The following is an 11,903-nucleotide window of genomic DNA, read 5'->3' as shown; positions in this document are numbered from 1 at the left end:
TTCTTTGGAAGATTGTCCATTTAGATATCAAGGACAGTATGAGGATATAGAAACTGGATTGTATTATAATCGATTTAGATACTATGCGCCTGACGAAGGAGTGTATATATCACAGGATCCAATTGGGTTAACAGGAGGAGATCGTTTGTATTCTTATACTACAAATAACAACTATTTTGTTGACGTATTTGGATTAGCTGTTACGATTGGGCAAGTTGGTGACTATGGAGACTTGTCTAAACTAGGTGAAGTTGGTGACGATTTAGAATACCATCACATCCCACAAGACAAATTAGGACATCTTCCAAGAAAAGAAGGCGTAGCTGTTGTAATGCCGAAATCTGAACACGCGCAAACACGTACATATAAGTCAAAAGGTAGAGCTACTGCAAAAGTAGATAGGCATAGAGCTTTTAAAGATGTTTTAAAAGATGATCTTGTTGATTTACGAAATATAGGTGGTGCTAAATATGATGATTCTATAGAGCAAATAATCGAAAGTTATGAAAATAAAGGCTTGCTTAAAAAAGGAGAACTATCTCTTAGTGATGTAAAAGCGAGCTGTAAATAAAATCTAATATAACCATGATCAGAGAAGAAGTAATTAAATTAAATAAATTAGGGCGAATGCCAAATGAAGATTTAGACGATGATGATTCAATCGATGATTTAATCGATAAATATGATGATTTATTGGAATCTATAGAAAAACCTGTATCATTTGAAGAAGGAGAAATTCTAATTAAACTATTTCCTGAAAATGCCTTCTATGATTTACATTGGACTCTTCTACAATTGATAGAATCATTGTTTGGTAATATTGATTTAGATAAATATGAAACCCTAATAAAAGATTGTCCTAGTGAGGAATGGAAAGAAACATTATTAGCAAGGTTTGAAAATAGTAAAGCTAAAAATATCTAAACATTATAAAGTATTCTAACTTTAAGTTGAGAGCATACTAAAATAGTAAAGCCAAAGCAGAAATGTTGTGGCTTTTACTTATACGCTTGTTGTGTTTTATAATCTCTAAGGTAGCATCGATTACATTAAAGAAAGAAACCTAATTACTAAGGTTACCAACAAAGGAAACTACGACTAATGGTACGGAAACGGAATGCTACGATCCGTAACCGACCCTAAAAATAACACTACCCAATTCGAATACGACGCACTAGGACGTAGAACGGCAAAAATAAATTTCAAAAAAGGCTTCTCTCCTTCTCAAGGAGAGATGTCTACCACAGGTAGGCTGAGAGGTTCCATCACCCGATGGGTGTGGGACGGCAACGTCCCATTACACGAATGGAGCTATGATCTCAAAGACAGACCTGAATTGGTGGTAGATGAATTTGGAATGCTGACAGAAAGCACACCCGAACCTATTGAAAATCTGATTACTTGGGTATTCGATGAAGGCACATTTAAAACTGCTGCTAAAATTACGGCAGAGGATTCCAACTCTATCATTACAGACTATCTGGGAACTCCCGTAGAAATGTACAATAACAAAGGCGAAAAAACCTGGTAAGTAGAGTATGATATTTATGAGGGTAGAGCGTAAAGAAAAGGTCTGGTAGACCTTTTTAGTGATCGCGCCAGACTGCCGCGCTGGATTTTTTCGTAAACTTGTAAAAGGTTCATTGAATGATTGTCCATTTAGATATCAAGGACAGTATGAAGACTCCGAAACGGAACTTTATTATAATAGATTTAGATATTATTCACCTGATGAAGGAGTGTATATATAATAAAATCACTGTAATTTATGTCTTCAGACTACGATGCATTTGAATTTATAGAATCTCCAAATATAAATGATGCTATATTAGAAGGATATGCGCTAATATTAGAAAATAGTAATAGGGTAAAAGTAACTCTAGATATCGAAAAAGAAACGTCGAATATTAAGGATTTTCGATCTCTTGCTAACGTTTCTTGCGATAGAATATCTCGTTTAAATTTAGAACGTTTAGAAATCCTAAAAAAAGAAATAGCCGATCAGATTACCAAATCTTCATATAGTCAATCCGAATATACTCCAACAGAAAAAGACTCCAACTCATTGCAAAATGAATTAAAAATAGATCAGATTAATTTTTATACAGAAGATTTTGTTTTACTCTTCTCTGCAAATAATAATTTCCCTAATTCGACGATTTATATTCAATTAAACGATGCATTCGAAATAGAAAATATTGAAGTGTTACATCAGTAAATGTCTCAATCTCTTTTTCTCTTTAGAGAGAACCTAATTATCACATCATCACCTTCTTTTTAAAAGATATTTCATTTTCTAATCTTGATTCGATATACTATCTTAGAAGCATTAATACACCAATCATGAAACATCTTAAAATCTACCATTTATTCTTCCTTATACTATTTCTGCCAATTACGCTGATTGCTCAAGAAGCTACCGAACCAGAGTACATAGAAACAGAAGCAATCATTAAAGAAATTAATTTTAAAGTAAGATCGCGAAGATCTTCCGCTACCGCCAAAGTATCATATCAAACCAAAGAAGGTGACAGCCTAACTAGTACCGTAAAACTAATGCATATCCCGTTTATTGGTCCCTTAGATAGTGAAGGGGATCGAATAACTGTACTCTACAATAAGGAAACTCCACTTTTATTAACTACCAAAAGTGGTTCGTTCTGGCAATCATATGGGTTATACATCCTTATAGGTTTTGGGATCATCATACTTGTATATCGTTTCATAAAACGACCTAAATAAGCTTTTTTTATAATATATTTTTATTAAGCACTTAATACAAAAAGCATCTTAACCACTTCTATATAAGAATGTAAAGAAAATTCAAGCTGATACTTTATTAATCAAAAATGGGGAAATATTAGTTTTTATTAAATAAATCCGTGTCATTCTTGCGTTTTATTTATTTTGAAGAAAATTTCTTTATCTCAATCAATTTTGTAACTTTAAAAAAAAGAACTACCATCTACTACTTATGACATTAAACACAAACGAATTTAGTTTTTTCACTGAAAAAACACTTTTGTTTCTTATGATTTTTGATCAAAAAGGAAACGTTTGTGAGGTGAATAAAAGATGTGAAATACTTTTTAAACTTCCTAAGGCTGAAATCAAAGGGCAATCCATCTATAATTTTCTTTTAGATGATGAAGAGTCTGTATTTAGAGATACAATTTCCTTACTCTATCAAAACAAAGAACAAATAAGCAAAACTTTTGGTTTTGCCACATTAGCTTCAGATGCTATTCTATATATTAAGTTCGATTTGATCTATAGTGAAGATAGAATATATGCATTTGGTATTGATGTAACCCAAGAGCATGAAGAACACAGGCTTCTTAAAAGTTTATCCAGTTTAACCAAAACTGGAGCTTGGCATTACGATCCTATAAATGATAATGTATATTTTTCCGATGAATGTTATCACTTACACGACTTGGAAGTTGGTACTTCTCTAAATATGTTAGAAGCACTTCATTACTATCCCGAAGCCTCTAGAGAACGTATAAAAAACTATTGGGATAATCTCATCGATCATGGAATTTCTTATGATTATGTAGATCAGATAATTACTAAGAAAGGAAATAAAAAGTGGATCAGAGTTATAGGTGAAGCCATAAAGCACAAAGATAAAGTCATATTCGTCAATGGGTGCTTCTCGGATATTACCGAACAACAAAATTATATAGAGCAACTCAAATACAACGAGGAAACTAAGAAACTAGCTCTTAAAGGAATACGATCCGGATTATTTGATCATGAAATAAAAACCAACATGGTTTTTTATAGTAAGGATTTCCGCAGAATGCTAGGGTTACCTATAGACACCGATTTTGTTCCAGAAGCAGCCTTTAGAAAAATGATTCATCCTGAAGATGCTAAGGAAGCGATGGAAAGGCATAAAGCTAATCTTCAAAAAACAGGATATCATTATTTTAACCATTATCGTCTGAAACATCTCGATGGTCAGTACAGACATTATGAAGTATATGGTTATCGCAAAAAAAATAACGAGGGAGCGACTATTCGAATGATTGGAAATCTGATTGATGTACACCAGAAAAAAATAAATGAACGCACCATCATCGAAGATAAAAGTAGATTGGCCGCAATGGTAAATAATGGTTTTTCTTATACCATTTTACTTAACACAAGTGGCGAAATTTTAATGGCAGATGAAGACTCTATCAACATTATCAAAAGAGATTTTAATGTCGATCCCACCACTACCACATGCCGCTTTATAGATGTGATGCCTGTAAATTTTAAAAGTACTTTTGCCAATGAGTTTAATGAAGCCTTAAAAGGTAATACTGCTAAAAAGGAGATAGAAAGAACAACTCGCAAAGGAGCCGTACAATGGTTAGAATCGAAATACACTCCAATAAAAGATGAAAACAATAGCATTAACGCTGTTTTAGTTAGTTTTCATGATATCACAGAACAAAAAACTGCAGAACTCGCCATTAAGGAAGCGCATCTAAAAGAACAGGAACTAAGTAATCTAAAATCAAACATTCTTTCGAATTTTAGTCATGAAATTCGCACACCACTAAATGGTATTATGACCATATGTAATATGCTATTACTAGAGGAAGAAAACCCTGGTGATCGCAAAAAACTAAGTGCGTTTTTGGATGAAAGTAAAGAACGTTTGCTTGCTACCATCAATAATCTATCTCATTATAGCGAAATCGAAACCATACAAAAAAATCTGAATTATGTGGAAGTAGATATGAACTATACAGTAGAAACTTCATTTAGAGAATATCGCCATTTTGCGAATTCTAAAAATTTAGACTATATTTTAAAACTCGATGAACGTTGTCCTTCTGCTAATATAGATGAGGATATTTTTAGCACAGCACTAAACAATATCATTCACAATTCTATAAAATATACAGATACGGGTAAAGTGATGGTAAAGGTGAAGGATGAAAAGTCGACAGTAAAAATATCTATTAAAGATTCTGGGATAGGAATAGGGAAAGACAATCTAAAAAAGATATTTGATCCCTTTATACAAGAGAGCATTGGTTTAAGTCGAAAATATGAGGGTACAGGTATAGGTTTAAGTTTATCTAAAAGATATATTGAAATCTTGGGAGGAAAAATTAAAGTAACTAGTAAATTAAATGAAGGAACTAAGTTTGTGATTACAATTCCGAAAAACATATGAATATACTTTACGTAGAGGATAATAAAATTAACGCAATGGTTATGAATAAGATGCTTACCAAAAATGCATCTAATGTGGTTATAGCCGAAAATGGGCCATCTGCCCTAGAAATTGTTAAGAAATCCTCGCTAGATTTAATCCTGGTAGATATAAATTTAGGACTCAATCAAATGGATGGGTGTGAGTTATTAAAACGATTCAAAAAACTAGAGTTACTTAAAAACACACCAATATATGCTGTTACTGCGTATGCTATGCCTGGTGATGCCCAAAAATTCTTAAAGCTTGGATTTGACAAATATTTTTCGAAACCTGTAAACTTCGAAAAGTTATTATCGGCTATTGCCAAAGTACAGTCAAGAATGAATAATAAAAAAAGCGAACATTAATAATAATATTCGCTTTTTAAGAAATATGATTTCGTAGTATTTTCTATTTACTGCTGCTCATAATCAGCATCCCATTCCGTTCCATCATCACCTTTTTGACCATCCATTTTGATCATAAAGTTCTTAGCTGGGAAATAAGGTTTCATATGAATATCCAGATATACTCTATCTTTCTGATTCGGATCTTGTTCGAAACGCTTAATAGAAAAGTCTTCAATTAACTTGTCTGGACCAGTAATACCATCCAAAAACTTTACTATTTGTCCCATAAGTTCTTTACGAGTTCTAGCATTAAAGTTTTCAAAAGCTCTTCTGTTTAAGAAGTCCATTAAAACTTTGGTCACATAATCAAACACCCTAACTACAGAATATGTTTGTAATCCTAGATTATCTCCATTAAATAAAGTTTTAGCAGAAAAAGCCATTACTTTTCCATACTCATTTACCATAGGCACTAATCCAAGCTTTTCTAACTGTGCAATCTCACTCTTCTTAAGGTCAAAACGAACACCATCTACCTCGTTAATTCCACCATGTTTCTTACCAGCAGCCACCTGAGACATTAATGTTCTATATACTTGACCTGCTAATGCACTAGATGGTGGCACAAAAAGATCATCTTCCTCTCCTACCTCATCGTGCTTTCCACGTCCTACTAACCAGTTACAGGTCATCATTACATTAGATCTGTACTTATCTCCACCTGTAAGATTCGCAGCTTCAAACATTTCCATTACATCATCTGGCTCATCAAGATGCTCAAAGTCCGTAATCATCATTACCTTATTCTCATGAGCAATTTTAGCCCATTTCTCTACAACCTTATTAGAGCCTAAATAACCTGGTATCACTAGAATACCATAATTATCTCTAAGATCTAAACGGTCATACCCTTGAACTAGCTCTTCCTGAACTGCATCAATAAATCTAGTATTATCCAGATCTTTCAGCTGCTCAAGCTCAGCATTCATTATATTGATATTTTTTACTTTCTGCGATTCTGTATTCTTAAAGAATAAAGCAACTGATCTGTACGATTGTTCTAAATCTCTTGTCTGCTCTAAAGCAGCTCCTAAATTTCTTTCTAAAGATTTACCAGCAATTTCAGAACGCTTTTCTGATTCTTCTACCATTTCTGATAAATCATCCGAAGAAGAAAGAACATCTCTCCAAATTTCTAAGGTTTTTTCTAATTTGGCTCTTTCTAATTTTTTTGTAGACTCAGTAAGAAAAATCTTTTTACGTGCCTTACGATCTGGGTTCATATTCTGAACGTCATCTATACATGACTCTAAAAGATCAAAACCACCATATCTAGCTAATTTCTCTTCATTTATTTTTAATTCCTTTGCTGGATTTTCTATTTTAACACTCTCTTGAGCTTGTTTTCCTGCTGCCATAAAATGATTTGTTTATCCTTTTTAATCTTGTTGTAACTCTGCTAATAATGATTGTATCGATCTAATTAAAGCTGCTTTTGCATCTGGATCTGCCAATGCTGTTTTTAAGATCTTATTTGATTTTAGTTGTTTTACAACCTTTAGATACTGATCTTTTTCTGTATCTAAGTCATTAAGAAATTTACTTTGATTGGTTATTCCTTTTTTACCGAAATCTCCTAAGTTATTGAATTTCAGCATTTCTTTACTTTCAACACCATCAGCATCTTCAAATTCTACCTCTACCTCGGGCTTATAATTTTCAAATACGTGATCTATAGAAGTTAATCCACTTACTATCTGTGGTTTTATTGGCTGATCCTGAGTTAATTTCTGAACAAGAAGCGTTTTATTCTGTCCAATTTCCAATATCGCTTCACTGGCATCTGTTTTTACCTCTGTTCCTCCTAATCCATATGTGTTATTGCTCATACTTTCTCTGAATAATGATTGTGAATTATAAATATACTAATTTTATCGCAGGATACGATTTTTATTCGTATGTCCACTGCATTTTTTCGTCTTTTATATCTAACTTAACGTTGCTTCCCTTACCTATCTTCCCTGTAATCAACATTTTAGACAAAGGGCCTCTTAAGTCATTTCTAATCACCCCACGCAATGGTCTTGCTCCATACTTGGGGGTAAATCCCTTATATGCTAAAAATTCCTGAGCTGCCTCTGTAAGCTCCAAAGTAACTTCTTGCTTATTCAATGCTTTGTGTAGATCCTTTAATTGAATATTAAAGATCTTCACTACATTCTCCTTAGTAATAGGTGCAAAAGGAACTATTTCGGTTAACCTTCCTAAAAATTCAGGTCTAAAATGTCTCGACATTATTTCTAATAAATCAGAAGACGCAGGAATTTCTCCATCCGTGAAAGATTTAACCACATGTTCACTTCCTATATTAGAAGTAAAAAGGATCACAGCATTAGAAAAATCTCCAGTTTTACCTAGCCTGTCATTTAACTTACCTTCATCCAAAATCTGAAGAAAAATATCAAATACAGAAGGATGTGCTTTTTCTATCTCATCAAACAATACTATCGAATATGGTTTTTGTCTGATCTTATTTACTAATAAACCTCCTTCTTCGTATCCAACATATCCTGGAGGTGCTCCATATAACAGTGCTGCAGAATGTTCTTCTTTAAATTCTGACATATCGAATCTAATAATAGCATCCTCTGTCTGAAATAAGAACTCCGCTAGGGATTTGGCTAATTCCGTCTTACCTGTACCTGTTGGCCCTGTAAAAAAGAAAGAGCCTATAGGAAGTCCTGGTTTGCTTAAACCTGATCTTGACTCCAGTACCGCTTCAGAAATTGTTTTAATAGCATGATCTTGTCCAATCACCCTTTTCTTCAGGTGATCTTCCATATTCAATAAACGTTCCTTTTCATCTGCCTGAAGTTTCCCTACTGGAATACCTGTTTTATTAGCAATAGTAGCAGAAACATCATTCTTATCTATAAAGGTTTTTTCTTCGGAAGCTTTATTAAAAAAGCGATCCAAAATAGAAACTACTTTCGCCTTATAATTCTCAAAAGTTTCTTCGCCTAGTATCATCTCTTCCTCTCCTAATTCGGTAAACAAAAGGTAACTGAACTTACTTTTGAGATTATTATACATCCAACTTATAGAATTTACCTTATCGGATTCTTCTGTCTTGTTCTCTCCTATCTCCTTAACTTCCTTTAATAAAGATTCTACATTATTTGCTGTAGTCTCTATCATATATCTTGAGGCAGACATAGTCCTATCAATAAGATCTATTGCAGCATCAGGTAAACTTCTATCTTTATTAAATCTTTTAGAAAGTCTAATAGCTTCTGCAATAGTCTCGTCAATAATATCTAATCCATGATGCTTTTTATATTTATCAATAGTATTAGAAATCATAGTTAATGCATCTTGCTCTGAAGGTTCATCTAACGCCACAATTTCAAATCTTCTGGCGAGCCCTTCATCCGTTTCTATATGCTTTCTAAAAGCATCATTCGTTGCTGTAGCAATAAAGGTAACTTCTCCTTTAGCCAATTCAGACTTTAAGATATTTACTAAACCTTGATTACCGCTATTTTTATCTGTTAAATTATTGAGTTCATCAATTAACAAAACTGGCTTATCAAACTCCTTCAGTGCTGCTAAAATCTTTTTAAATCGATCTTCTACTTCACTTTTATAACTAGCACCAGAAACTAGATTTATAAAATCCAATTCGTATATCTGAGCCTCTTTTAATCCTTCTGGAACATTACCATTAATAACAGCTTCCGAAAAACCATCTAAAAGAACGGTCTTACCAACTCCTGGTTCCCCCGTAATTAATACATTAGGTTTTGAATGTCTTCCAAGGATTTCAGTAATCATTTTCACTTCTGCATCTCGACCAAACACATCGTCTAATTGTTTATTTTTAGCAGCAAAAGTTTTATCAATACAATATTCATCTAATATTCCAGCGTCAACTTTTTTCCCACCAGAACTTTCTAATCCATTTTTAACAACCTTATTTCCTGAAGTAGATTTACCTTGACTTGCAGCGATCAATACTTCATCTGCTTTCAATGGTAACGTTTTTAATTGCTCATATGAGAACCCTACTCCTGGAGTACATAAAGCGATCAAAACTGCATGTGGAGTTATCTCATCAGTTCCTAACTTAAGCTTTAATGTATCCGCTTCATTAAAAACTGCTTCTATCGATTTATCGCCCTGTATTGTATCGGGCACATTTACTACTCTTGGAAGTGCTTCTATCCTGACCTCTGACCATTCTTCATAATAATAAATATCACCATCGATTTGATTAAAAAAATCTTTTAAACCTACATCTTTATGTAAAAGTGCTTTTAATAAATGAGCAGCATTATATTCATCATTATGATATTCTTTAGCGATCGATTGCGCTATGTGAATTGCGTTATCAACTTTTGATGACAATTTGTAGTCTAATATTTGCATGAAGTTGGTTTTTCGTAAAGTAAATAAATAACCTAATAATTAGCAAAAAATTATCTCATTGCTGGCTCTAAATTACCGTATTTACGTAATACCAGTTAATATTTTGTTCAAAATTAACCGATTATTTACAATACAAGTCAAAAGTAATACATAGAATAAGAAATATTTACCTCGTTTTTGGGTAAGTATTGCCCCCTGTTTTCAGGTATTTTATAAGATAATTTAACGAATTTGAGTAAATCTAATCCCTAGTTTTTTCTCAAGTTCCCTTATAGCTTTGATTTCTTGTTTTACTATTAATGCTAATGATAAGCCAGTTTTACCAGCTCTGGCAGTTCTTCCACTTCGGTGTGTATAATACTCTATTTGATCTGGCAATTGATAATGCACTACAAAAGCTAGATTTGCCACATCAATTCCTCTTGCAGCCACATCAGTAGATACTAATAATTCTATAGTACCTTTTTTAAAAGCTCTCATTACCTTATCTCGCTCTTTTTGTGTCATGTCACCTTCTAACAAACCAACTTCATAGTTCTTTGCGATTAATTGTTTTGATAGCTTACGTGCTGCGGCTTTTGTTTTGGTAAAAATAATACCTCGTTGTTTTTTATGAGACTTCAAAAAATACGTTAAAGTGTCCAGTTTATTTATTTCTTCTCCTACAACAAAGTGATGATCGATACCTTTATTTACTGCATCCTGTTTATCCACCGAAACTCTAATAGCATCTCTGCTTACATACGAATTGATAATTTCGTTAAGTGCGGCGGGCATAGTTGCAGAAAAAAGCCAAACATTTCTTCGTCCTTTGGTTTTACTTAGAATTGTTGTAAGATCTTTTTTAAAGCCCATACTAAGCATTTCGTCTGCCTCGTCTAAAATGACTGTCTTAATTTTAGAAATATCAACCGCTTTACGCTCCATAAGATCTATTAATCTACCAGGAGTAGCTACAATAATATGAGTGGGTCTTTTTAATCTGGATATCTGTATTTCTATACGTTCTCCCCCATACACAGATTCGGTATAGATTTTTTCTGTATACTTAGTGAATTTAAATAACTGCTTAGCTATTTGCTGGCCTAATTCTCTGGTAGGAGCTAGAATAAGAGCTTGAACTTCTTTTTTGTTAGGATTAATTGCTGCCAATAATGGGATACCAAAGGCCGCTGTTTTTCCAGTTCCTGTTTGAGCCTTACCGATAAAATCAACATCTTCGTTAATCAATACAGGTATCGCTTGTTCCTGAATTTTAGTGGGAATAATAATTCCCATCTCTTTTAGACCTTTATTCAAATTTTTAGGAACACCTAACTCGGAAAACTTCATGCTACTTTTTGACTACAAAAATAGATGAATATATTCATTGCCCAATAAAATTGAGAAAATACCTTTTAGTAAGAAAAGTATACTAACAAGAAATACTCATAAAGTAATCGAATAATTGTTTCTTAAGCGTAAGTCCTCTTTTATGGAAATGTGACTCGTCCATACAGAAACCACCAGAACAGTTAAAGTCCGCTCCTTCATCTGAAGAAATAATATCTATTAATGTGAAACTATTTAAATGTAAATCACCTTCATGATGTTCATGGTGTCCATGACTGTGTACTCCACCACACTCTTTGTAGGAAAAAACTTCTTTCTGTGAAAAATTAGTAAATGGCACTAAAACGAATTCATTTAAATCAGTCGAATGAGTTGTAAAAGTACTATTTCTTTCTTTTAAAAGATCTTCTTGAGAAAAGATATGATTAGTTGTAAATACAAAAACAAATAATAAAGTGAAGCGTAATAGTTTAGTCATAGGGGGAGATTTTGGTTCGTTAATACAAGTTCAAATTAAAGCATTACCTTAGTATTTTGTCGGAAAATCTTAACAACAATCCTTAAAAACATCGGCAAAATACACAAAAACAAGA

The 11,903-nt window shown here is 33.1% G+C and carries 13 protein-coding genes; 8 read left to right on the top strand and 5 right to left on the bottom strand.

Annotation, left to right across the window (positions count from 1 at the left end; translation table 11 throughout):
* The first annotated feature begins 4 nt into the window (after window positions 1-4).
* The 8 genes from Q1B37_RS22730 (at window position 5) to Q1B37_RS22695 (ending at window position 5,568) form a co-directional block, all read left to right on the top strand.
* Window positions 5-571, top strand: a complete 567-nt coding sequence (locus Q1B37_RS22730) for an RHS repeat-associated core domain-containing protein (RefSeq protein WP_299902885.1) — start codon at window positions 5-7, stop codon at window positions 569-571.
* Window positions 572-585: 14 nt separating this feature from the next.
* Window positions 586-924, top strand: coding sequence for a hypothetical protein (locus Q1B37_RS22725; RefSeq protein ID WP_299902883.1), 339 nt, complete (start codon window positions 586-588; stop codon window positions 922-924).
* 193 nt (window positions 925-1,117) lie between these two features.
* Entirely contained in the window at window positions 1,118-1,531 is a 414-nt protein-coding gene (locus tag Q1B37_RS22720) for an RHS repeat domain-containing protein (protein ID WP_299902881.1), read from the top strand.
* A 58-nt stretch (window positions 1,532-1,589) separates the two neighbouring features.
* On the top strand, window positions 1,590-1,751 hold the full coding sequence (locus Q1B37_RS22715; protein WP_299902879.1) for an RHS repeat-associated core domain-containing protein: 162 nt from the start codon (window positions 1,590-1,592) through the stop codon (window positions 1,749-1,751).
* A 17-nt stretch (window positions 1,752-1,768) separates the two neighbouring features.
* The gene (locus tag Q1B37_RS22710) at window positions 1,769-2,218 is read left to right on the top strand and encodes a hypothetical protein (RefSeq protein ID WP_299902877.1); all 450 of its coding nucleotides are present in this window, start codon (window positions 1,769-1,771) and stop codon (window positions 2,216-2,218) included.
* A gap of 125 nt (window positions 2,219-2,343) precedes the next feature.
* Window positions 2,344-2,742, top strand: coding sequence for a DUF3592 domain-containing protein (locus Q1B37_RS22705; RefSeq protein WP_299902875.1), 399 nt, complete (start codon window positions 2,344-2,346; stop codon window positions 2,740-2,742).
* A gap of 232 nt (window positions 2,743-2,974) precedes the next feature.
* Window positions 2,975-5,179 (top strand): ATP-binding protein, encoded by a 2,205-nt coding sequence (locus Q1B37_RS22700; RefSeq protein ID WP_299902872.1) that lies wholly within the window; start codon window positions 2,975-2,977, stop codon window positions 5,177-5,179.
* Window positions 5,176-5,568: a response regulator gene (locus Q1B37_RS22695; RefSeq protein WP_299600163.1), complete on the top strand. Its 393-nt coding sequence runs from the start codon at window positions 5,176-5,178 to the stop codon at window positions 5,566-5,568. Before Q1B37_RS22700 ends, Q1B37_RS22695 begins: the two co-directional genes overlap by 4 nt.
* 47 nt (window positions 5,569-5,615) lie before the next feature.
* On the opposite strand, the gene Q1B37_RS22690 is transcribed toward Q1B37_RS22695, so the two are convergent.
* The 5 genes from Q1B37_RS22690 to Q1B37_RS22670 all read right to left on the bottom strand — a co-directional run bounded on the left by Q1B37_RS22690 (window position 5,616) and on the right by Q1B37_RS22670 (window position 11,788).
* Window positions 5,616-6,968 (bottom strand): DUF5458 family protein, encoded by a 1,353-nt coding sequence (locus Q1B37_RS22690; protein ID WP_299600160.1) that lies wholly within the window; start codon window positions 6,966-6,968, stop codon window positions 5,616-5,618.
* 21 nt (window positions 6,969-6,989) lie between these two features.
* Entirely contained in the window at window positions 6,990-7,439 is a 450-nt protein-coding gene (locus tag Q1B37_RS22685; RefSeq protein ID WP_299600158.1) for a hypothetical protein, read from the bottom strand.
* Between the two features lie 61 nt (window positions 7,440-7,500).
* A complete protein-coding gene (locus Q1B37_RS22680; protein WP_299902870.1) occupies window positions 7,501-9,978 on the bottom strand; it encodes an ATP-dependent Clp protease ATP-binding subunit in 2,478 nt (825 codons plus the stop codon).
* Window positions 9,979-10,200: 222 nt separating this feature from the next.
* Window positions 10,201-11,310 carry a DEAD/DEAH box helicase gene (locus tag Q1B37_RS22675; RefSeq protein WP_299902868.1) on the bottom strand — a complete coding sequence of 370 codons (1,110 nt, stop codon included), beginning with the start codon at window positions 11,308-11,310 and terminating at the stop codon, window positions 10,201-10,203.
* Window positions 11,311-11,392: 82 nt separating this feature from the next.
* The gene (locus Q1B37_RS22670) at window positions 11,393-11,788 is read right to left on the bottom strand and encodes a hypothetical protein (protein WP_299902865.1); all 396 of its coding nucleotides are present in this window, start codon (window positions 11,786-11,788) and stop codon (window positions 11,393-11,395) included.
* Window positions 11,789-11,903: the final 115 nt, after the last annotated feature.

Source organism: uncultured Aquimarina sp. (genome assembly GCF_947492965.1).
Taxonomy (GTDB): Bacteria; Bacteroidota; Bacteroidia; order Flavobacteriales; family Flavobacteriaceae; genus Aquimarina.
Note: the sequence above shows the minus strand (reverse complement) of the source record. Positions and strands in the feature narration are given on the sequence as shown.

What these genes read in the sequence shown, in the direction of transcription:
- Q1B37_RS22725 (WP_299902883.1), top strand. Translation starts at nt 586, where the DNA reads ATGATCAGAGAAGAAGTAATTAAATTAAATAAATTAGGGCGAATGCCA.
- Q1B37_RS22720 (WP_299902881.1), top strand. Translation starts at nt 1,118, where the DNA reads ATGCTACGATCCGTAACCGACCCTAAAAATAACACTACCCAATTCGAA.
- Q1B37_RS22710 (WP_299902877.1), top strand. Translation starts at nt 1,769, where the DNA reads ATGTCTTCAGACTACGATGCATTTGAATTTATAGAATCTCCAAATATA.
- Q1B37_RS22705 (WP_299902875.1), top strand. Translation starts at nt 2,344, where the DNA reads ATGAAACATCTTAAAATCTACCATTTATTCTTCCTTATACTATTTCTG.
- Q1B37_RS22700 (WP_299902872.1), top strand. Translation starts at nt 2,975, where the DNA reads ATGACATTAAACACAAACGAATTTAGTTTTTTCACTGAAAAAACACTT.
- Q1B37_RS22695 (WP_299600163.1), top strand. Translation starts at nt 5,176, where the DNA reads ATGAATATACTTTACGTAGAGGATAATAAAATTAACGCAATGGTTATG.
- Q1B37_RS22690 (WP_299600160.1), bottom strand. Translation starts at nt 6,968, where the DNA reads ATGGCAGCAGGAAAACAAGCTCAAGAGAGTGTTAAAATAGAAAATCCA.
- Q1B37_RS22685 (WP_299600158.1), bottom strand. Translation starts at nt 7,439, where the DNA reads ATGAGCAATAACACATATGGATTAGGAGGAACAGAGGTAAAAACAGAT.
- Q1B37_RS22680 (WP_299902870.1), bottom strand. Translation starts at nt 9,978, where the DNA reads ATGCAAATATTAGACTACAAATTGTCATCAAAAGTTGATAACGCAATT.
- Q1B37_RS22675 (WP_299902868.1), bottom strand. Translation starts at nt 11,310, where the DNA reads ATGAAGTTTTCCGAGTTAGGTGTTCCTAAAAATTTGAATAAAGGTCTA.
- Q1B37_RS22670 (WP_299902865.1), bottom strand. Translation starts at nt 11,788, where the DNA reads ATGACTAAACTATTACGCTTCACTTTATTATTTGTTTTTGTATTTACA.